The sequence below is a fragment of the Terrabacter sp. C0L_2 genome (genome assembly GCF_036352015.1).
Taxonomy (GTDB): domain Bacteria; phylum Actinomycetota; class Actinomycetes; order Actinomycetales; family Dermatophilaceae; genus Terrabacter; species Terrabacter tumescens.
On record NZ_CP143557.1, the window covers coordinates 1,992,760 to 2,013,913 of the forward strand.

A 21,154-nucleotide genomic window follows, 5' to 3' on the forward strand; every position below is an offset into this window, starting at 1 on the left:
CCCGATGCACTACGTCTACCTCGCGGTGCTGCTCTTCGCGATCGGCGCGGCCGCCGTGCTGATCCGACGCAACGCGATCATCGTCTTCATGGGTGTCGAGCTCATGCTCAACGCGACCAACCTCGCCCTCGTCACCTTCTCCCGGATGCACGGCGCCCTCGACGGGCAGGTCATGGCTCTGTTCGTCATGGTCGTCGCAGCCGCGGAGGTCGTCGTCGGGCTCGCCATCATCATGGCGATCTTCCGCGCCCGCCGCTCGGCCTCGGTCGACGACGCCAACCTGCTGAAGCTGTAAGGAGCGCCGGCCAGAATGGGAACTCTCGTCCAGACGCTCGCGAGCTCGCCGAGCACGCTGAGCACGTATGCCGTGGGCCTCGCCACGCACGAAGGTGAGGCGCACGCCGCCAGCGGGGTGACGGCATACGCGTGGCTTCTCGTCGCGCTGCCGCTGCTCGGCGCCGCCGTCCTGCTGCTCGGCGGCCGCCGCACCGACAAGTTCGGGCCCGTGCTCGCAACGGTCCTGTCGTGGAGCGCCTTCGTCGTCGGCGCGCTCGTCTTCCTCGCGATGCTCGGCCGCGGCGCCGAGGACCGCGCCGTGGGCATCGACCTGTTCGACTGGGTCGCCGCGGGCGCCTTCAAGGTGAGCGCGGGGCTGCTCGTCGACCAGCTGTCCATGGTCTTCGTGCTGCTCATCACCTTCGTCGGCTCGCTCATCCACGTGTACTCGCTCGGGTACATGGAGCACGACCCCGACCGGCGCCGGTTCTTCGCCTACCTCAACCTCTTCGTCGCGGCGATGCTGCTGCTCGTCCTGGCCAACTCCTACCTGCTGCTCTACGTCGGCTGGGAGGGCGTCGGTCTCGCGAGCTACCTGCTCATCGGCTTCTGGAACTACAACCCGGCCTACGCGACCGCGGCCAACAAGGCCTTCGTCGCCAACCGCGTCGGCGACTTCGGCCTGTCCATCGCGATCATGCTGATGTTCTTCCACTTCGGCGCCGTCGACTTCCAGACGGTGCTCGGCGCGGCCGGCGACAACGCCAACCAGGGCTTCATGACGGCCATCGGCCTGATGCTGCTCCTCGGTGCCTGCGGCAAGTCGGCGCAGTTCCCGCTCCAGAGCTGGCTCGGTGACGCCATGGCCGGCCCGACGCCGGTGTCGGCGCTCATCCACGCCGCGACCATGGTCACGGCCGGTGTCTACCTCGTCGTGCGCTCGTCGGCGATCTTCGAGGCGGCCCCGACCGCCCAGCTCGTCGTCGTCATCGTCGGCGCCATCACGCTGCTCTTCGGGGCGATCGTCGGCTGCGCCAAGGACGACATCAAGAAGGCCCTCGCGGCCTCGACGATGAGCCAGATCGGCTACATGATGCTCGCCGCGGGCCTCGGCCCGGTCGGCTACGCGTTCGCGATCTTCCACCTGCTGACGCACGGCTTCTTCAAGGCCGGGATGTTCCTCGGCGCCGGCTCGGTCATGCACGGCATGAACGACCAGGTCGACATGCGCCGCTTCGGTGGCCTGTCGGGCGCCATGAAGATCACGTGGGCGACCTTCGCCCTCGGCTGGCTCGCGATCCTCGGTGTGCCGCCGTTCTCGGGCTTCTGGTCCAAGGACAAGATCATCGAGGCCGCCTTCATCGGCGAGGGCTGGCGTCCGTGGGTCTTCGGCCTCGCCGCGCTGCTCGGCGCCGGCGTCACGGCCTTCTACATGTCGCGCCTGTTCTTCATGACCTTCCACGGCAAGAAGCGCTGGACCGACGACGTGCACCCGCACGAGTCGCCCAAGCTGATGACCATCCCGATGATCGTCCTCGCGGCCGGCTCGGCCTTCCTCGGCCTCATCATCGGCCCGACGGGGATGTTCACCTCCTGGCTCGAGCCGGTCACCGGCGCCGAGCCGGAAGGTGCGCACCCGGTCATCCCGGTGCCGGTCCTCATGGCCCTGACCCTCATCCTCGTCGCCGGCGGCGCCGCGTTCGCGTGGCTGCGCTACTGGCGCGACGAGGTGCCGGTCAAGGCCCCGGCGGGCTCGCTGCTCACGCAGGCCGCCCGCAAGGACCTCTACCAGGACCAGGTCAACGAGGCCCTCCTCATGCGACCCGGCATCCACCTCACGCGCTCGCTCGTCTTCGCCGACAGCAAGGGCGTGGACGGTGCGGCCGGTGGCCTCGCCGCCCTCGTCGGCGGGACGAGCTCCCGCCTGCGCAAGCTGCAGAACGGCTTCGCGCGCTCCTATGCCCTGACGATGCTCGCTGGTGTCGTCGCCATCCTCGGTGCTCTTTGGGTGATGTCCTGATGACCGCAATGTCCACCGTCCCCTGGCTGACGATCCTCGGCCTCATCCCGCTCGTCGGTGCGCTCGTCGTCGCCTTCGTGCCGGGGAGCGCCGAGAACGCCAAGCGGATGGCGATCGGCTTCTCGCTCGTCACGCTCGTCGTCGGCATCATCGCCGCGACGCAGTTCGACCGCGCCTCGAGCAAGCAGTTCCAGCTCGGTGAGCAGCACTCGTGGATCCCGCAGTTCGGTGTCTCCTACGCCCTCGGCGTCGACGGCATCGCGCTCGTGCTCATCCTCATGGCGCTCGTCCTGACGCCGATCTGCCTGCTCGCCGCCTGGCACGACGTGCCCGAGGAGGCCGGCCCCCGCGGCGGCCAGCGCGTCAAGACCTACTTCGCGCTCATCCTCGTGCTCGAGACGTTCATGGTCGGGGTGTTCGCCGCCACCGACGTGTTCCTCTTCTACGTCTTCTTCGAGGCCATGCTCATCCCGGTCTACTTCCTCATCGGTCGCTTCGGCGGTCCGCGCCGGCAGTACGCCGCGATGAAGTTCCTGCTCTTCTCGCTGGCCGGCGGCCTCATCATGCTCGTCGCCGTCATCGCCCTGTACCTCCAGGGCCCCGGCGGCAGCGACGGCTTCCTCATCGAGCGCCTCACCGGTCTGCAGATGGACCCGACCACCGAGCGCCTGCTCTTCGTCGGCTTCTTCTTCGCCTTCGCGGTAAAGGCGCCGATGGTGCCGTTCCACACCTGGCTGCCCGACGCCGCCACCGAGTCCTCGCCCGCCACGGCGACGCTGCTCGTCGGCGTGCTCGACAAGGTCGGCACGTTCGGGATGATCCGCTTCTGCCTCCAGCTGTTCCCGGAGGCGAGCGAGTGGGCGACCCCCGTCGTCGTGGCCCTCGCGGTGATCTCCGTCATCTACGGTGCGCTGCTCGCGATCGGCCAGACCGACATGATGCGCCTGGTGTCCTACACGTCGGTCAGCCACTTCGGCTTCATCGTGCTGGGCATCTTCGCCTTCACGAACGTCGGCCACGCGGGCTCCACGCTCTACATGGTCAACCACGGCTTCTCGACCGCGGCGCTCTTCCTCTTCGCGGCGATGCTCGTGCGCCGTCGGGGGAGCAAGCGCATCCCCGACTTCGGTGGGTGGCAGCGGATCACGCCGGCCCTCGCGGGCATCTTCCTCATCGCGGGCCTCTCGGGCCTCGGCCTGCCGGGCCTGGCGAGCTTCGTCTCGGAGTTCACCGTCCTCGTGGGCAGCTTCCCGACGCAGCCGGTGGCCGCCGTCATCGCGACGGCTGGCATCATCCTCGCCGCGCTCTACATCCTGCTCATGTACAAGAAGGTCATGACCGGCCCGAAGCCCGAGGGCCTCGTGAGCGAGCGTGAGCACGACCGGCTCGACGAGCCGGCCCGCCGCGGCCTCACCGCCGTGCGTGACCTGACGACGCGCGAGAAGCTCGTCGCCGCGCCCCTGATCGCCGCGTTCGTCGTGCTCGGCTTCCTGCCGAACCTCGCGCTCAACGTGATCAACCCGGCCGTCGACCAGACCCTGTCGCACGTCCAGAAAGCCATTCCGAACCTCAACCCGGCCGGCACCGTGGCCGAAGGGAGCTCGAAGTGACCGCCGTCGCTCCGCTGGCGCTGCCCACGCTTCCCGCAGCGTTCCAGCAGTCGAACGTCGACTACCTCGCGATCCTGCCGTTGCTCATCGTCTTCGGCACGGCGCTCATCGGCGTCCTCGTCGAGGCGTTCGCCTCGCGCGAGCGGCGCCACGCCATCCAGGTGACGCTCTCGGTCGTGGGCCTGCTCGCGGCAGCCGCGTCGATCATCGTCGCGGCCAAGCACCAGGGCCTGACGATGGGCCTGACGGACGGCTCGACCAACCGGCAGCTCTTCGCCCTCGCCATCGACGGTCCGGCCCTGTTCATGCAGGGCACGATCCTGCTCATGGGTGTCCTCGGCGTCCTGACGATGGCCGAGCGCTTCGGTGGCGTCGGACCCGACGCGTTCACCCCGAGTGGTGCGTCGACGCCGGGCTCGGCCGTCGAGACCGCAGCGGCCCGCGCCGGGGCGCTGACCTCCGAGGTCTTCCCGCTGACGATGTTCGCGATCTTCGGCATGATGCTCTTCCCGACGACGAACGACCTCATCGGCATGTTCGTCGCGCTCGAGGTGCTCTCGCTGCCGCTCTACATCCTCTCGGGCCTCGCGCGCCGTCGCCGCCTCCTGTCGCAGGAGGCCTCGCTGAAGTACTTCCTGCTCGGTGCCTTCAGCTCGGCGTTCTTCCTCTTCGGCACGGCGCTGCTCTACGGCTACGCCGGCTCGGTCTACTTCGGTGACCTGTCCAAGGCGATCGCCGCGGGCCCGCTGGCCATGAACGGCCTGCTCCTGCCCGGTGCGTTCCTCGTCTTCGTCGGCCTGCTCTTCAAGGTCGGTGCGGTGCCGTTCCACGCGTGGACGCCCGACGTCTACCAGGGCGCCCCGACGCCGGTCACCGGCTTCATGGCCGCGTGCACCAAGGCCGCCGCGTTCGGCGCGATCCTGCGCCTGGCCTACGTCGGCCTCGACACCGGCCGCTGGGAGTGGACCAACGCGCTCGTCCTCGTCGCGCTGCTGACGATGGTCGTCGGCGCGGTGCTGTCGGTCACGCAGACCGACATGAAGCGCCTGCTCGCCTACTCCTCGATCGCGCACGCGGGCTTCATCCTCGTCGGCGTGCTCGCCTTCGACCGCAAGGCCGTCGGCGCGGTGCTCTTCTACCTCGTCGCCTACGGCTTCTCGACGATCGCGGCTTTCGCCATCGTCTCGCTCGTGCGCCAGAACGGCGCCGAGGCCACGCACCTGTCCCAGTGGGCCGGGCTCGGCAAGCGCTACCCGGTCGTCGCCGCGGCGTTCGCCTTCCTCATGCTCGCCTTCGCCGGCATCCCGCTGACCTCGGGCTTCGTCTCGAAGTTCGGCGTCTTCTCGGCGGCCGTCGGCACGGGCGGCGCCACGGGCACGGTGCTCGCGGTCGTCGGTGTGCTGTGCAGCGCGATCACGGTCTTCGTCTACGCCCGGGTCATCGTGCTGATGTTCTTCAGCGACGCCCCCGACGACGCCGTCGAGGTCGTGACGCCGTCGGTGTCGACGACGTTCTCGATCGCCATCGGCACGCTGATCACGCTGGCCCTCGGTGTCCTGCCGTCGGCCCTGCTCGACCTCGCCGACCGCGCGTCGCAGTTCGTCCGATGACGGCTCGCACGCGTCAGCACGGTCACGGGACTCGATGACGACGCACGCCACCCCGCCGGTCCTCGGGATCCCCGGGGCCACCGCGGAGCTGTCGGAGCGCCTGCGCGACGGGCTCGCCCGGGTCGACGCCCTGCTCGAGCAGGTCGTCGACCACGACGACCCGTTCATCGCGGGAGCCTCGGCTCACCTCGTCGAGGCGGGCGGCAAGCGGTTCCGGCCGCTGCTGACCCTGCTCGCGGCCGAGCTCGGCGACGGGATCAACGACGACGTCGTCAGCGCCGCTGCCGGTGTCGAGCTGACCCACCTCGCCTCGCTCTACCACGACGACGTCATGGACGAGGCGACGGTGCGGCGCGGGGTGCCCTCGGTCAACACGGCCTACGACAACTCGACGGCGATCCTCGTCGGCGACCTGCTCTTCGGCAAGGCGTCCGAGCTCGTCGCGGGCCTCGGCGCCGAGGCGGTGCTCATCCAGGCGCAGACCTTCGTGCGGCTGTGCTCCGGCCAGATCCGCGACGACCGGGCCTGCCCCGACGACGTCGACCCCGTCGACTACTACCTCGGGGTCCTCGCCGACAAGACGGGCGTGCTCATCGCGACCGCCGGACGTTACGGCGTCATGTTCAGCGGCGGCTCGCCCGAGACGGTCGAGATCATGCGGTCCTACGGCGAAAAGGTCGGCATCGCCTTCCAGCTCGCCGACGACCTCATCGACATCGCGTCCGAGGCCGACGACAGCGGCAAGATCCCCGGCACCGACCTGCGCGAGGGGGTCGACACGCTCGCCGTGCTGCGCTTCCGGGCCCAGGCCGACCCGTCCGACGCGACGGACGCGCGGCTGCTCGAGCTCCTCGACGGCGACCTCACCGACGACGCCGCCCTGACCGAGGCGCTCGGCCTGCTCCGCGCGCACCCGGCCTTGGCGCAGGCCCGCGAGGAGACGTATGCCGTCGCCCGCGAGGCGCAGGCCCTGCTCGACCCGCTGCCCCACAGCGACGCGAAGAAGGCCCTGCAGGCCCTCGCGATGAGCGTCGTCGACCGCGTCGGCTGACCCACTCCCCGTCGAGTGGCCGCGTGGTCACACGGGGGCGGTTGTGACGACGCGGCCACTCGAGTGGAATCGAGCGTCGAGTGAGCGCTCGGCCCCATCTGTCTCGCCCGGTGTGGTGGTGTGGTTGGGGCGGACCGCTCATTCGAGTGGCCGCGTGGTCACACGGGGGCGGTTGTGACGACGGGGCCACTCGAGTGGTGGGCGTCGAGTGAGCGCTCTGCCTCGGGCTTCTCGGTCCGCACGGCAGGTGGGACGGGGGACCGCGGACGGTTGCCTCGGGGGTGACGCTCGGTAGGGTGCAGGGCATGCATCGTCGCCTGTCGCCGCCTGTCGCGGCGCGTCTCTCGGCGGCGACCGCCGACCTGCCGGGCCCGCTCGCCGTCGTCGACCTCGACGCCTTCGACGCCAATGCCGCCACCCTGGTCCAGCTCGCTGCCGGCATGCCGATCCGCATCGCGACCAAGTCGCTGCGCAGCCGTCCGCTCATCGAGCGGGCCCTCGGGCGGGACGGCTTCGAGGGGCTCATGTGCTACGCCGTGCGCGAGGCCCTGTGGTGGGCCCGCGGCGGCCACGACAACCTCTTCGTCGCCTACCCGAGCGTCGACGTGCCGGCCCTGACCGAGCTCGCGGCCGACCCCGCCCTGACGCGCGCCGTCATCGTCATGATCGACAGCGTCGAGCACGTCGACTTCATCGCCCGAGAGGTCCCGGCCCACGAGGGCCTGCGCGTCGCGATCGATGTCGACGCCTCACTGCGCGTCGGGCCGGCCCACATGGGGGTGCGCCGGTCCCCGACGCGCACGCCGGCCGACGTCGAGGCCGTCATCCGTCGCGCCCAGGAGCGGGGCCTGGTCGTCGCGGGGCTGATGTTCTACGACGCCCAGATCGCCGGCCTGCCCGACTCGGGGCCGGCAGTGCGGAAGATGAAGAAGATCTCCGACGGAGAGCTGCGCGCGCGTCGCGCCGAGGTGGTGGAGGCGGCGCGCGCTCTCGCCGACCTCGAGGTCGTCAACGGCGGCGGCACCGGCAGCCTGCACGTCACGCACCTCGACAGCTCCCTCACCGAGCTGGCCGCGGGATCGGGCCTGTTCGCCCCCACCCTCTTCGACCGCTACGACTCGCTGTCGCTGCGCCCGGCCGCCTACTTCGCCGCCCCGGTCGTGCGCCGGCCCGGCGAAGGGATGGTGACGGCATACGGCGGCGGCTACGTCGCGTCCGGGCCGCCCGGCTGGTCCCGGGTGCCCAGCCCGCTCGCCGAGCAGGACCTCTCGCTCATCCGGCGCGAAGGCGCGGGCGAGGTGCAGACGCCCCTCGAGGGGGCCGGCGCCGACCGGCTCTCACTGGGAGATCGGATATGGTTCCGGCACGCCAAGGCAGGGGAGCTGGCAGAGCGCTTCACGGAGTTCGCGCTCGTCAGCAGCGACGGAGGCGACCGGGTCGTCGGGCGGGCCGCGACCTATCGTGGGGAAGGGCAGTGTTTTGGCTGACAGCGCTAGTGGTGTGGCGGGTCGCGTCGTGCGCAGCGTCGACTGGTCCAACTGGGCCGGCACCGAGTCCGCGAAGCTCGCGCGGGTGGCGACACCCCGCAGCGAGGCGGAGGTCGTCGAGGAGGTCACCCGAGCGGCCGCACGAGGCCTGCGGGTCAAGGCGATCGGCGCCGGGCACTCGTTCACCGGTGTCGCCGTCACCGACGGCGTGCAGCTGCGTCTCGGCGCCCTGACCGGCGTCACGTCGATCGACTCGACGCGGGGTGAGGCGACCGTCCGCGCGGGCACGCCGCTCCACGTCCTCAACGAGGAGCTGGCCGCCTTCGGCTGCGCGCTGCCCAACCTCGGCGACATCGACCGGCAGAGCCTTGCGGGTGCCATCGGCACCGGCACGCACGGCACGGGCCTGCGCCTGACGGGACTGTCCGCCGGAGTCCGCGGCCTGCGCATCGTGCTGGCCGACGGGTCCGTCGTCGAGTGCTCCCCGACGCACGAGCCCGAGCTCTTCCAGGCCGCCCGGCTGGGGCTCGGCGCCCTCGGCATCGTCACCGAGATCACCGTGGCGGTCGTGCCCGCCTTCCTGCTCCACGCCGTCGAGCGGCCCGAGACGCTGTCGGAGGTGCTCGCCCACGCGGACGTCTCGGCCGAGGCCAACGACCACTTCGAGTTCTACTGGTTCCCGCACACCGACCGGGTCCTGACCAAGCGCAACAACCGCGTCCCGGAGGGCACGGCCAGGCGGCCCCTGCCGGCGTGGCGCGAGAAGCTCGACGACGACCTGCTGAGCAACCGCTTCTTCGAGCTGACCAACCGCGTCGCGACCCGGATGCCGCGCTCGACGCGGACCATCAACGCCGTCGCGTCGCGTGCCCTCAGCGAGCGGCAGTACACCGACAGCTCCCACAGGGTCTTCGTCACGGCGCGCGAGGTGCGCTTCATGGAGTCCGAGTGGGCCTTCCCCCGCGCGAGCCTCTCCGAGGTGCTGCTCGAGCTGCGCCAGTGGGTCGACTCGCACGACGAGCGCATCTCCTTCCCCGTCGAGTGCCGCGTGGCGGCCGCGGACGACGTCTGGCTCTCGACCGCCTACGAGCGGCAGAGCTGCTACGTCGCGATCCACAAGTACCACCGCCAGGAGCGGGGCGCCTACTTCGACGCCTTCGAGGCGATCGCGGTCAACCACGGCGGCCGGCCGCACTGGGGCAAGATCCACACCCGCGGCGCCGACTACCTCCGCACCGTCTACCCGCGCTTCGACGACTTCCTCGCCGTGCGCGACCGCGTCGACCCGGAGCGGCGCTTCGCCAACCCCTACCTCGACCGCGTCCTCGGCTCCTGAGCCGCTGCCCGATGACGTATGCCGGGTGCGCCCTCAGGCGTCCCGGCGTGCCGTCCGCTGTCGTTCCCGTGCGAGCCGCAGGGCGTCCCTGACCGCGTCGGCGTCACCCGAGACATGGCACCCCGTAGAGCGTCCGCAGGTGGGCGTCGACGTCGGCGAGGGTCATCGTCCGACACCAGACCCGAGAGGCGACGAACCGGCCTACCGTGGGAGGGAGACGCCAGACCCCAGGAGGCCGCCGTGGCACAGCCGAGGACCTATCCCGAGGGCGTCACCTCGTGGGTCGACACCGAGCAGGGCGACCTTGACGCGGCGCTCGACTTCTACGGAGGCCTCTTCGGCTGGACGTTCAGCGAGGCGACCCCGTCGGGCGTGCCGTTCCGCTATGTCATCGCCCAGCGGGACGGGCTGGACGTCTGCGGTCTCGGCGGCCCCTCCACGGCGCCCGTCGGGGTCCCCGCCGGCGGCCCGGCGCGATGGCACACCTACGTCGCCGTCGGCGACGCGGACGCCATGGCCGAGCGCGTCGAGCAGCTCGGGGGAGCGCTGGTGCAGCTGCCCACCCCGGCGGGGGAGGGCGGACGGTCCGTCGTCGTGCGCGACCCGCAGGGGCTCGAGCTGCGGCTGTGGGAGGCGCGCCGGCGCCTCGGCGCGCAGGTGGCCAACGTGCCCGGGGCGTGGAACTTCAGCGACCTGCAGACCGACGAGCCCGAGGTCACTCGGCGCTTCTACGAGCAGGCGTTCGGCTGGGTGTTCGCCGACGTCGGCTTCGCCACGATGATCCAGGTGCCGGGCTACGGCGACCACCTGGCTGCGACCCTGGACCCCGAGATCCGGGAGCGGCAGGCGGACGCCGGCGCACCGCCCGGTTTCGCCGATGCCATCGGCTGGGTCGTGCCGGTCGCTCCGGGCGACGAGCCCGGGTGGCACGTCACCTTCACGGTGGCCGACCGTGACGAGGCCGCCGACCGCGTCGTGCGCCTCGGTGGCTCCGTCGTGCGCACGGGTGACAGCGACTGGACGCGCACCGTCGTGGTCCGCGACCCGCAGGGCGCCGTCTTCACCGCGAGCCAGTTCCTCGGCTGACCAGCGGTCCTGGCCGGACTGCCGGGTCGACGGCGCGTCAGGACTCGGCCGCTGGCCGGGTCATCGACAGGACGTCGAGCGCCTCGTCGAGCTGCTGCTCCGTCAGCCTGCCGTCGGCGACGTGACCCTGCTCGATGACGACCTCGCGGATGCTCCGGCGCTCCTTGACCGCCTGCTTGACGACGGCGGCGGCGGCTTCGTAGCCGATGTAGCGGTTGAGGGGCGTGACGATCGACGGCGAGCCCTCGGCGAGCGCGCGGGCATGCTCGACCTCGGCGGTGATGCCGTCGATGCACCGGTCGGCGAGCAGCCGGCTCGTCGAGGCGAGGAGCCGGGTCGACTCCAAGATGTTCTTGGCCATGACCGGCAGCATGACGTTGAGCTCGAAGTTGCCGGCGGCCCCCGCCGTGGTGATGACGACGTCGTTGCCGATGACCTGGGCGCAGGCCATGAGGGTCGCCTCGGGCACGACGGGGTTGACCTTGCCCGGCATGATGCTCGAGCCGGGCTGCAGGTCGGGCAGGTGGATCTCGCCGAGGCCGGTGCGCGGCCCGGAGCTCATCCAGCGCAGGTCGTTGCAGATCTTCGTCAGGCTCACGGCCACGACCTTGAGCGCGCCCGACAGCTCGACGACGGCGTCCTGCGCCGACTGCGCCTCGAAGTGGTTCGCCGCCTCGCGGAACGGGATGCCGGTGATGCCCGAGACGCGCTCGATCACCTTGCGCGCGAAGCCCGGTGCCGCGTTGAGGCCCGTGCCCGCGGCCGTGCCGCCGAGGGGCAGCTCGCTCGTGGCCTCGGCCGCGGTTCGCACCCGGCTGGCGCCGAGCTCGACCTGGCGTCGGTAGCCGCCGAACTCCTGGCCGAGCGTCACGGGCACGGCGTCCATGAGGTGGGTGCGGCCGGCCTTGACGACGTCGGCGAGCTCCGACTCCTTGCGGGCCAGGGCGAGCGCGAGGTGCTCGAGCGCCGGCACGAGCTCGAGCACGGCGGCCGAGGTCGCCGCGATGCGCAGCGCGCTCGGGAAGGTGTCGTTGCTCGACTGGCCGGCGTTGACGTGGTCGTTGGGGTGCACCTCGAGGTCGCTCGCGAGGTGCGCGAGCCGGGCGACGACCTCGTTGACGTTCATGTTCGTCGACGTGCCCGAGCCGGTCTGGAAGACGTCGACCGGGAACTCCTCGTCGTGCTCGCCGTCCGCGACCTCGCCCGCAGCCGCGGCGATGGCGCCGGCACGGTCCGCGTCGAGCACGCCGAGCTCGGCGTTGACCTCGGCGGCCGCGGCCTTGAGCCGGGCGAGCGCGTGGATGACGCCCGGCGGCACCGGCTGCCCGCTGATCGGGAAGTTCTCGACGGCGCGCGCCGTCTGCGCGCCCCACAGCGCGTCGGCGGGCACCTGCACCTCGCCCATCGAGTCGTGCTCGGTCCGGAATCCCTGCGCCGCGTCGCTGCTCATGTCCTCATCATCCCCACTGGGCCTGCGGTTGCACCCAAACCCTTGTCGTATGCCGTGTGCTGGGAGGACGCTGGACGGTGCGGGCGCCGACGCACCATCTGTCGAGCACCGAAGGAGAGGTCATGGCTCACCGCCACGTCGTCACTGCCGTCCTCGCGTCCATCGCGACCGCCTTCGCCGGAGCCGCGGTCGCGGTCGCGGCCCCTCCGCCGGACACGCTCGTGTCGGTGGGCAGCCCGTCGACGCCGTTCTCGCAGAACAAGCAGAACGAGCCCGCCGTCGCGATCGATGCCCACGACCCCGGCGTCGTCGTGGCCGGCGCCAACGACGAGATCGACGAGGAGTCGTGCGCAGCAGGCGACCCGACGACGTGTCCGTTCACGGACGGCGTCGGGGTGAGCGGGGTGTACTTCTCCTTCGACGGCGGTGGGTGGACGCAGCCGACCTACACCGGCCTGACGGCCCGCGACTGCACCGGGCCTTCGGCCTGCACCGCGCACACCGGTCCGATCGGCACGCTGCCGGGCTACGCCGAGATGGGGCTCGTCTCCGACGGTGACCCGGCGCTCGCCTTCGGACCGCGGCCGGGCTCCGACGGGTCCTTCTCCTGGGCCAACGGCTCGCGTCTCTACTACGCCAACCTCACCTCGAACGTCTCGGCCGACAAGGAGTCCGCGAGCTTCAAGGGTTTCGAGGCGATCGCGCTGTCGAGGACCGACAACCCCCGGGCCGCCGCTGCGGGTGACGCCACCGCGTGGCAGAGCCCGGTCCTGGTCTCGAAGCAGTCGTCGACGACCTTCTCCGACAAGGAGCAGGTCTGGGCCGACAACGCCGCGTCGAGCCCCTTCTTCGGCAACGTCTACATCTGCTGGGCGTCCTTCCGCAGCAACAGCCGTGGCCAGGCCCTGCCGACCCCGCTCAACGTCGCCCGGTCGACCGACGGTGGGGCGACGTGGACCAGCAAGCAGGTCGGTCCGGCCACCGACAACGGGATCAGCTCGCAGCCGGACGGGTGCACCGTCCGCACCGACAGCCACGGCAACGTCTACGTCTTCGGTATCGGCACCCGCAACCGGCAGCAGTTCCAGATGATGTACCGCTCGACCGACGGCGGCGCCCACTGGACCGGCCCGGCGCTGGTCGCCACGGTCACTGCACCCGGCAAGAACGACCCCGTGCTCGGCCGCCCGACGATGGACGGCATCGCGGGCGCGCGGGTCGACCTGGCCGCCGGCCCCAGCGTCGACATCGCCAATGGCGCCCCGACCGGCGCCGACGCCACCGACCAGATCGTCATGACCTGGGCCGACCGTGCCGGCGGCCTCGACCACGAGCAGCTGATGTGGACGACCTCCACGAACGGCGGGGCTGCCTGGACGGAGCCGGCCGTGCTCCCGCTCCCGGCCGGGGACCGCCCGGTCTACACCGCACCGGCACTCTCGCCCGACGGCACCGACCTCTACGTCGTCGACAACGCCTTCACGACGCCCTACCGGGACAACACGACCGACCCCCGGGGCCTTGTCGGCCAGATGTGGCACGCGGACGTCGTGGCAGGCGTGCCGACCGGCTGGGCCTCGCTCGACCGGAGTGCGGTCGGTGACCCGCGCGGCACGAGCCAGAACGGCCTGACGGCCGAGTTCCTCGGCGACTACGTCTACGCCGCCGCGACCCGCGACCACGTCGTGGGCGTCTGGAACGACGCCTCGGCCGCGTCGGACTGCCCGGCGATCGACGCCTACCGCGCGTCGCTCTACACGAGCACGCCGTCGGGGCCGCCGAACGTGCTCGTCGACTGCCCGGCAGCCTTCGGCAACAGCGACATCCGGGGTGGCAGGTGGGCCGACCCGACACCGTGACCGATCCTTGGGCCGGGCGCTGACGCGCTTCAGCGCCCGGCCGGCACCTCGCCGGCGGGGAGGTCGTCGCCGCCGGTGTGGCTCGTGCCCGGGCACCCCTCGGAGCCCGCGCACGACCACCCGGCCGGGACCGAACGCGTGTGCCGTGTGGCCGCGTGGTCGACAGCCGCGCGCTCCCGCTCGGCCGCGGTCTCACCGGCGCGCTCGGGGTTGCGGATGAGCAGCCACGAGACGGCGCCGCCGGCGACGAGCAGCACGGCGCAGATGAGCATCGCGGTCCGGTAGGCCGACGCGAACGCCTCGGGGACGGCGTAGTCCGAGCCACTGAGTCCCACGACGGCGGGGAGGGCCGCGACGGCCAAGAGGCTGCCGGCTCGGGCGACGGCGTTGTTGACCCCGCTCGCGACGCCGGCGTAGCGGTCGGGCGCGGCGGCGAGGACCGTGGCGGTGAGCGGCGCGACGAGCAGCGTCAGGCCGAGGCCGAAGACCGAGATTCCGGGCAGGATCCCGGTCCAGTAGGTCGAGCCCGCGCCGACGCCCGACAGCAGGAGGGTGCCGATGCCGCACACGACGGGACCGACGGTCATCGGCAGGCGCGGCCCGATGCGAGACGCGAGCTCACCACCGCGGGCGGCGAAGAGCAGCATCAGCACCGTCACGGGCAGGGACGCCATGCCGGCGACGAGCGGGCCGTAGCCGAGCACCGTCTGCACCTGGAGGGTGAGGAAGAAGAAGACCGCGCCGAGGGCGGCATACACGAGCAACGTCATGGCGTTCGCGGCGCTGAACTGCCGGGAGGCGAACAGCGAGGGCTGCACCATGGGGTGCGAGGTGCGCTGCTCGACGACGACGAAGGCCGCGCCGACGGCGAGCCCGACCCCGCCCACGGCGACGGCGCGCCCCACCCCGAGCGCCTCGTGCTGGATCAGGGCGAAGGTCGTGATGCCGAGGGCGAGCGTCGCCAGCGCGGCCCCGGCCACGTCGAACCGGTGGTCGGCCTGCTCGTCCCGGGTCTCGGGGACGTGCAATTGCGCGATCCACACCGTCGCGACACCGAGCGGGACGTTGACGAGGAAGGCCCACCGCCAGCTGGCGTACTGCACGAGCCACCCACCGGCGAACGGCCCGATGGCAGAGGCGATCCCGCCGAGGCCGGACCACGTGCCGATGGCCTTGGCGCGGTCGTCCGGGCGGAACGAGGCCTGGATCATCGACAGGCTGCCGGGGGTCAGCAGCGCCCCGCCGACGCCCTGGAGCACCCGCGCGACGATGAGCTGGCCGGGAGACTGCGCGAGACCGCAGGCGGCGGAGGCGATGGTGAACCACACGACGCCGATGACGAAGACGCGCCGCCGGCCGAAGCGGTCACCGAGCGAGCCGCCGAGCAGGATGAGCGAGGCGAGGGCGAGCAGGTAGCCGTTGGTGATCCACTGCAGGTCCGCGAGGCTCGCGCCCAGCTCCTTGCCGATGCGCACGAGCGCGACGTTGACGACGGTCCCGTCGAGCAGCGCCATGCCCGAGCCGAGCACGGCGGCTGCGATGACGAACCGACCGGTGCGGGAGCCCAGGGCGATGTCGCTCACCTCGGCAGTCTGTCACCGCCGGCGGCGCCAGGGTCCTCAGCGCGGGCAGTCGTCCACGGGTAGGGCCTCGCGTCGGGCCGCCCGCGCCCCGCGCAGGCTCACGAGCGAGTCGACGGTGAGCACGACGAGCGCGACCCAGACGATGCCGAAGCCGATCCAGCGCTCGCGCGGCATGTGCTCGTCGAGCAGGAGCACCGCGCACAGCAGCTGCATGACCGGGGTGATGAACTGGATGAGCCCGATCGACACGAGCGGGATGCGACGGGCCGCCGCGGCGAAGCACAGCAGGGGGACGGCGGTCACGAGCCCGGACAGGACGAGCAGGGAGGTGTGCATGCCGCCGTGCCGCCCGAACTCGAGCCCGCCCTGGGCGCCGACGACGAGGAGCAGCACGACCGCGACCGGCGCGAGCACGACGGTCTCGACGGTGAGTCCGTGGATCGCGTCGAGGCTGACCCCGACCTTCTTCTTCGTCAATCCGTAGAGCGCGAAGGACACCGCGAGCGTCAGCGCCACCCAGGGCACGCGTCCGCCGGAGACGCCGAGGTAGACGCCGGCGACGACACCGATGGCGACGGCCACCCACTGCAGCACGCGGAGGCGCTCGCCGAGCACGACGACGCCGAGCGCGACCGTGACGAGCGGGTTGAGGAAGTAGCCGAGCGCCGCCTCGGACGTGTTGCCCGACGTCACGGCGGCGACGTAGACGACCCAGTTGACCGCGATGAGCACGGCCGCGACGGCGGTGCCGGCGAGCAGCCGGGGCCGGCGCAGCAGCGGCCGGATCCAGCCGAGGTCGCGGACGACGAGCAGCACGACGACGCAGAAGAGCAGCGTCCAGAGGATGCGGTGGGCGAGGATCTCCCACGGCCCGGCGGGCTTGAGCGCGTCGAAGTAGAGCGGGAAGAGCCCCCAGAGGCCGTATGCCGCGAAGCCGAGCAGGGTGCCGCGCCCGACCTCGCCGTGTGGTGCGGTCGAACCCGTGGACGGGGCCGCCTCGACGGTGTCGCGGGCGGTCACGCCCCCACGGTCCAGGTGTCCCTGCCGGCGAGCAGGGCGTCGATGTCGGCGTCGGTGACCTCGCCGGTGCGGGCCGAGGCGACCTGCTCGCGGAGGGAGTCGTCGTAGGTCGGGCGCTGCACGTTGCGGAAGATGCCCATCGGCACGTGGCCGAGGTCGGGGCTGTCGAGGCGCGAGAGCGCGAAGGCCGCCGACGGGTCGGTCGCGGTCACGTCGTGGCGGACGATGCGCGCCGGGTCGGCTTCGGTCCGCGGCACGACGGCAAGCGACCCGCGGTCGTCGCGGACGACGACGTTGTCACCGGCCGCGACCTCCTTGCCGTCGGTGAGGTGCAGGATGCGGGCGGCGGCCTCGGTGCGGTCCTTGAGCACGTCGAAGACGCCGTCGTTGAAGATCGGGCAGTTCTGGTAGATCTCCACGAGGGCCGACCCGCGGTGCTCGGCGGCCGCACGCAGCACGCCGGTCAGGTGCTGGCGGTCCGAGTCCATGGTGCGCGCGACGAAGCTCGCCTCGGCGCCGAGCGCGAGCGACACCGGGTTGAACGGCGTGTCGAGCGAGCCGAGCGGGGTCGACTTCGTCACCTGGCCCACGTGCGAGGTGGGGGAGTACTGCCCCTTGGTCAGGCCGTAGATCTCGTTGTTGAAGAGCAGGATCTTGAGGTTGACGTTGCGGCGCAGGGCGTGGATGAGGTGGTTGCCGCCGATCGAGAGTGCGTCGCCGTCACCGGTCACGACCCACACCGACAGGTCCTCGCGCGTCGCCGCGAGCCCGGTCGCGATGGCCGGCGCGCGCCCGTGGATCGAGTGCATGCCGTAGGTGTCGAGGTAGTAGGGGAAGCGCGAGCTGCACCCGATGCCCGAGACGAAGACGATGTTCTCGCGCTTGAGGCCGAGCTCGGGCAGGAAGCCCTGGACGGCGGCGAGGATGGCGTAGTCGCCGCACCCGGGGCACCAGCGCACCTCCTGGTCGGAGGTGAAGTCCTTCTTCGTCAGGCTCGTGCCGTCGGCGAGGCGCGGGACGGCAGCGGTGCCGGTGGCACCCGGCCCGGCGGACGGCATACCCAGCTGGACTGGCAGGTCGGTGGTCACTTGGCGGCCTCCTTCAGGGGCTCGTCCGACAGGGACGACACGGCGGCGGCGATGACGTCGGCGAGCTCGCCGGCCTGGAACGGCAGGCCGCGCACCGACGTGTGCGACTCGATGTCGACGAGGTACTTGGCGCGCAGCAGCAGCGCGAGCTGGCCGAGGTTCATCTCCGGCACGATGACGCGCTGGTAGGAGCGCAGCACCTCGCCGGTGTTGGCGGGGAACGGGTTGAGGTGGCGCAGGTGCGCCTGGGCGACGCGGGCGCCGGTGGCCCGCGCCAGGCGTACGGCCGCGGCGATGGGACCGAACGTCGAGCCCCACCCGAGCACGAGCACCTCGGCGTCGTCGGTCGGGTCGTCGACGACGAGCGGGCCGATGGTGTCGGCGATCCCGTCGATCTTGGCCTGGCGCAGACGCGTCATGTGGTCGTGGTTGTCGGGGTCGTAGGAGATGTTGCCGGTGACGTCGGCCTTCTCGATGCCGCCGACGCGGTGCTCGAGGCCGGGCGTGCCGGGGATCGCCCACGGTCGCGCGAGGGTCTCGGGGTCGCGCAGGTAGGGGTGGAAGGTCGGCTGGCCCTTGTCGTCGGTCGCGTTGGGCTCGGTCGCGAACTCGACTGCGATGTCGGGCAGCTCGGCCGTGCGCGGCAGGCGCCACGGCTCGGAGCCGTTGGCGAGGTAGCCGTCGGACAGGACGATGACCGGCGTGCGGTAGGTCGTCGCGATGCGCACGGCCTCGACGGCGATGTCGAAGCAGTCGGCCGGCGTCGCGGGCGCCACGACGGCCACCGGCGACTCGCCGTTGCGGCCGAAGAGCGCCTGGAGCAGGTCGGCCTGCTCGGTCTTGGTCGGCAGCCCGGTCGAGGGGCCACCGCGCTGGATGTCGCAGACGACGAGCGGCAGCTCGAGCGACACGGCCAGGCCGATGGTCTCCGCCTTGAGCGCGAGGCCCGGGCCCGAGGTCGTCGTGACGCCGAGCGCCCCGCCGAAGCTCGCGCCGAGCGCGGCGCCGACGCCGGCGATCTCGTCCTCGGCCTGCATCGTCGCGACGCCGTAGCGCTTGAGGCCGGCGAGGGTGTGCAGGATGTCGGAGGCCGGGGTGATGGGGTAGCTGCCGAGGAAGAGGGGCAGGTGCGCGCGGTGCGCTGCGGCGACGAGGCCGAGCGAGAGCGCGACGTTGCCCGTGACGTTGCGGTACGTGCCGGCCGGCATCGTGGCCGGGGCGACCTCGTAGGCCACGGCGAAGTCCTCGGTGGTCTCGCCGTAGTTGAAGCCGGCGCGCAGGGCGGCGAGGTTGGCCTCGAGGATCTCGGGCTTGTCGGCGAACTTCGCCTTGAGGAACGCCTCGGTGCCCTCCATCGGCCGCGTGTAGAGCCACGAGAGCAGGCCGAGCGCGAACATGTTCTTCGCGCGCTCCTTCTCCTTGCGGGTCAGGTCGGTGAAGGACGCGAGCGCCTCGACGGCGATCGAGGTCAGGGCGACGGGGTGCACGTCGTAGCTCTCCAGCGAGCCGTCGTCGAGCGGGCTCTCGGCGTAGCCGACCTTGGAGAGGTTGCGCTTGGTGAACTCGTCGGTGTTGACGATGATCGCGGCGCCGCGGGGGAGGTCGCGCAGGTTGGCCTTGAGCGCCGCCGGGTTCATCGCGACGAGCACGTCGGGGGCGTCACCGGGCGTCAGCACGTTGTGGTCCGCGAAGTGCAGCTGGAAGCTCGAGACGCCGGGCAGCGTGCCCTGGGGCGCCCGGATCTCGGCAGGGAAGTTGGGCAGGGTCGACAGGTCGTTGCCGAGCAGCGCCGTCTGCGACGTGAAACGGTCGCCGGTCAGCTGCATGCCGTCGCCGGAGTCCCCGGCGAATCGGATGACCACGCGATCGAGCTTCTGGACCAGTTTGGCGCTCATGCTCTGCGACGTCCTCGAACTTCCATGCGATTCACGGCCCGGAGCACTGTGCGGCGGACAACTTCCATGCTATGTCGCTCACGCTCGCAGTTCGTGCACCTGCCAGAACGTGGACCGACGCGGCGCGGGCGGGCGGGGAGGGGCGGCGCTGGCTGCCCGGTCGGTCAGGAGCGCGTCGGGCTGACGCGCGCCGTCACGACGACGCCCCGGCGCTGCAGGACGTGGCGCCCGAGGGCGCCGAACGCGCCGGCGAGGGCGCCGCCCACGACGACGTGGGCGACGAGCAGGGCCGGACCGGAGGTCTCGTCGACGGCGCCCGCCGCCACGAGGCACCACACGAGCAGCGGCGTCAGGCCGGTCGTCACGACGTAGACGGCGGTCCACAGCAGGACGAAGAAGGGGTTGCCGCGCTGGAGGTCCCACGCCGAGCGGAACGCGTAGATCCCCAGCGCGAGCCCCGGCACGACGAGCGCGAGGTAGACGAGCTGGAACGGCGTGGTGGCCGGCTCGATCCAGCCGAAGCGCTCGGCGAGCCCGAGCGGGGCCCACATGAGCCACATCGACGCGACGAACCACGAGCCGAAGGCGCCGAACACCTGCACGAGGCTGCGTCGGCCGGCGATGACGGCCCGGTTGCGTCGCGCCTCGCGCGGGTCGTTGGTCTCGCGCCACAGGGGCGCCTTGCCGCGCGAGCGGGCCCCGTCGACGCTGATCGGCGCCCACGTCTTGGGCCACACCGCGATGACCATCCACGTCATCGCGGCGAAGAAGAGGTAGGACAGCACCGTGACCCAGGGGTTGCCGCTGTTGAGCGATAGCCGGTCGCCCTCGCCGAGGAGCGCGGCGACGGCCCCGGCCGTCGCGTAGCCGGTCAGGCCGGCGGACACGAAGGCGACGGCCGTCGTGACGGGGTCGACGGCGCCGGACGCGTCGAGGCGCCCCGGCTCGGGGGCGTCCCCGCCGACGCCGGGCACGGTGCCGGAGCCGAGGCCGAGGCGGTGCAGCGCCGTCTGCAGCAGCAGGGTGAACGGGCCGAGCCACGCGGCCCTCGCGACCACGACCAGCGGCCGCAGCCACGGGGCGGAGGTGCGCAGTCGCTTCACCGCATCGGCGGCGAGGGCCGCGTCGTCGACCGTCTGCTCGAGGGGCACGACGACGTGGCACCGGGTGGGTGTCGCGAGGCAGAGGGTGCGGTCGGTGCCGACCCGACCGAGCCAGACCGTCGCCGGCGGGGCCCCTGCGGCGGCGAAGGCCGCGGTGAGCTCGCGCTCGCGCTGCGCCGAGGGACCGCGGATGCCGGGGACGGCGCGCAGCACCCGCTCGTCCAGGAAGCGCAGCCAGGTCAGGGCGACGACGACCAGGCACCCGACGCCGAACCACCAGAAGTAGGCACCGCCCCGGTGCAGCCAGCCCATGAGCAGCAGCCACGGCCACGCGGTGGCCACCGTGACGAGGACGACACCGAGCACCCATGCCGGCAGCGCCCGCAGCCACGCCCGCACGACGGGTCCGCTGGCCGGCCCGCTCGAGCCGACCTCGGCGTCCCACGCCAGCTGGTCCGGCTCGATGACGTCGTCCGGGACGCTGCGGACGTCGTCGGGCATGCGGCCGACGTCGTCGGGCACGCCGCCGACGTCGGCGCGCGCGGCCCCCGTCCCGTCGCGCGTCGAGTCCGGTGCATGCACCTGGTCCTGTCCACCCCTGTCGACCATGCGCTGCAGGCTAGCCCGCGGTCTCCCGGGATGGGGCTGACCACTCCGCGCCACTCGCGTGCGGGCATGGA

At 71.9% G+C, this 21,154-nt stretch carries 15 protein-coding genes; 9 read left to right on the forward strand and 6 right to left on the reverse strand.

The features are described 5' to 3' along the window. Positions 1–4: 4 nt before the first annotated feature. The 8 genes from nuoK to U5C87_RS09320 all read left to right on the forward strand — a co-directional run bounded on the left by nuoK (position 5) and on the right by U5C87_RS09320 (position 10,476). Entirely contained in the window at positions 5–295 is a 291-nt protein-coding gene (gene nuoK / locus U5C87_RS09285) for an NADH-quinone oxidoreductase subunit NuoK (protein ID WP_373286712.1), read from the forward strand. Positions 296–310: 15 nt separating this feature from the next. Beyond that, positions 311–2,296, forward strand: a complete 1,986-nt coding sequence (gene nuoL / locus U5C87_RS09290; protein WP_330476293.1) for an NADH-quinone oxidoreductase subunit L — start codon at positions 311–313, stop codon at positions 2,294–2,296. 8 nt (positions 2,297–2,304) lie between these two features. After that, positions 2,305–3,906, forward strand: a complete 1,602-nt coding sequence (locus tag U5C87_RS09295) for an NADH-quinone oxidoreductase subunit M (RefSeq protein WP_330476677.1) — start codon at positions 2,305–2,307, stop codon at positions 3,904–3,906. After that, positions 3,903–5,516 (forward strand): NADH-quinone oxidoreductase subunit NuoN, encoded by a 1,614-nt coding sequence (nuoN, locus tag U5C87_RS09300; protein WP_330476294.1) that lies wholly within the window; start codon positions 3,903–3,905, stop codon positions 5,514–5,516. The genes U5C87_RS09295 and nuoN overlap by 4 nt, the downstream gene beginning before the upstream one ends. Before the next feature lie 34 nt (positions 5,517–5,550). Then, entirely contained in the window at positions 5,551–6,567 is a 1,017-nt protein-coding gene (locus tag U5C87_RS09305; RefSeq protein WP_330476295.1) for a polyprenyl synthetase family protein, read from the forward strand. A 305-nt stretch (positions 6,568–6,872) separates the two neighbouring features. Next, on the forward strand, positions 6,873–8,054 hold the full coding sequence (locus U5C87_RS09310) for an alanine racemase (RefSeq protein ID WP_330476296.1): 1,182 nt from the start codon (positions 6,873–6,875) through the stop codon (positions 8,052–8,054). Positions 8,055–8,082: 28 nt separating this feature from the next. After that, a complete protein-coding gene (locus U5C87_RS09315; protein WP_330476297.1) occupies positions 8,083–9,390 on the forward strand; it encodes a D-arabinono-1,4-lactone oxidase in 1,308 nt (435 codons plus the stop codon). 240 nt (positions 9,391–9,630) lie between these two features. Then, positions 9,631–10,476 (forward strand): VOC family protein, encoded by an 846-nt coding sequence (locus U5C87_RS09320; protein WP_330476298.1) that lies wholly within the window; start codon positions 9,631–9,633, stop codon positions 10,474–10,476. Between the two features lie 37 nt (positions 10,477–10,513). On the opposite strand, the gene U5C87_RS09325 is transcribed toward U5C87_RS09320, so the two are convergent. Next, complete coding sequence (locus tag U5C87_RS09325; protein WP_330476299.1) at positions 10,514–11,926, reverse strand: class II fumarate hydratase; 1,413 nt, start codon at positions 11,924–11,926, stop codon at positions 10,514–10,516. A gap of 122 nt (positions 11,927–12,048) precedes the next feature. On the opposite strand from U5C87_RS09325, the gene U5C87_RS09330 reads away from it, so the two are divergent. After that, entirely contained in the window at positions 12,049–13,785 is a 1,737-nt protein-coding gene (locus U5C87_RS09330) for a sialidase family protein (protein ID WP_330476300.1), read from the forward strand. Positions 13,786–13,814: 29 nt separating this feature from the next. Here U5C87_RS09330 and U5C87_RS09335 read toward each other — a convergent pair whose 3' ends face one another. The 5 genes from U5C87_RS09335 to U5C87_RS09355 all read right to left on the reverse strand — a co-directional run bounded on the left by U5C87_RS09335 (position 13,815) and on the right by U5C87_RS09355 (position 21,083). Next, a complete protein-coding gene (locus U5C87_RS09335) occupies positions 13,815–15,368 on the reverse strand; it encodes an MFS transporter (protein WP_330476301.1) in 1,554 nt (517 codons plus the stop codon). A gap of 36 nt (positions 15,369–15,404) precedes the next feature. Then, on the reverse strand, positions 15,405–16,388 hold the full coding sequence (gene rarD, locus U5C87_RS09340; RefSeq protein ID WP_330476302.1) for an EamA family transporter RarD: 984 nt from the start codon (positions 16,386–16,388) through the stop codon (positions 15,405–15,407). Beyond that, positions 16,385–17,464: a 2-oxoacid:ferredoxin oxidoreductase subunit beta gene (locus U5C87_RS09345; protein ID WP_443082129.1), complete on the reverse strand. Its 1,080-nt coding sequence runs from the start codon at positions 17,462–17,464 to the stop codon at positions 16,385–16,387. The genes rarD and U5C87_RS09345 overlap by 4 nt, the downstream gene beginning before the upstream one ends. Before the next feature lie 8 nt (positions 17,465–17,472). Continuing rightward, the gene (locus U5C87_RS09350) at positions 17,473–19,371 is read right to left on the reverse strand and encodes a 2-oxoacid:acceptor oxidoreductase subunit alpha (protein WP_330476304.1); all 1,899 of its coding nucleotides are present in this window, start codon (positions 19,369–19,371) and stop codon (positions 17,473–17,475) included. A gap of 164 nt (positions 19,372–19,535) precedes the next feature. Further along, positions 19,536–21,083, reverse strand: coding sequence for a hypothetical protein (locus tag U5C87_RS09355; protein ID WP_330476305.1), 1,548 nt, complete (start codon positions 21,081–21,083; stop codon positions 19,536–19,538). Between the last annotated feature and the right edge of the window lie 71 nt (positions 21,084–21,154).

What these genes read in the sequence shown, in the direction of transcription:
- nuoK (WP_373286712.1), top strand. Translation starts at nt 5, where the DNA reads ATGCACTACGTCTACCTCGCGGTGCTGCTCTTCGCGATCGGCGCGGCC.
- nuoL (WP_330476293.1), top strand. Translation starts at nt 311, where the DNA reads ATGGGAACTCTCGTCCAGACGCTCGCGAGCTCGCCGAGCACGCTGAGC.
- U5C87_RS09295 (WP_330476677.1), top strand. Translation starts at nt 2,305, where the DNA reads ATGTCCACCGTCCCCTGGCTGACGATCCTCGGCCTCATCCCGCTCGTC.
- U5C87_RS09305 (WP_330476295.1), top strand. Translation starts at nt 5,551, where the DNA reads ATGACGACGCACGCCACCCCGCCGGTCCTCGGGATCCCCGGGGCCACC.
- U5C87_RS09310 (WP_330476296.1), top strand. Translation starts at nt 6,873, where the DNA reads ATGCATCGTCGCCTGTCGCCGCCTGTCGCGGCGCGTCTCTCGGCGGCG.
- U5C87_RS09325 (WP_330476299.1), bottom strand. Translation starts at nt 11,926, where the DNA reads ATGAGCAGCGACGCGGCGCAGGGATTCCGGACCGAGCACGACTCGATG.
- U5C87_RS09330 (WP_330476300.1), top strand. Translation starts at nt 12,049, where the DNA reads ATGGCTCACCGCCACGTCGTCACTGCCGTCCTCGCGTCCATCGCGACC.
- U5C87_RS09350 (WP_330476304.1), bottom strand. Translation starts at nt 19,371, where the DNA reads ATGAGCGCCAAACTGGTCCAGAAGCTCGATCGCGTGGTCATCCGATTC.
- U5C87_RS09355 (WP_330476305.1), bottom strand. Translation starts at nt 21,083, where the DNA reads ATGGTCGACAGGGGTGGACAGGACCAGGTGCATGCACCGGACTCGACG.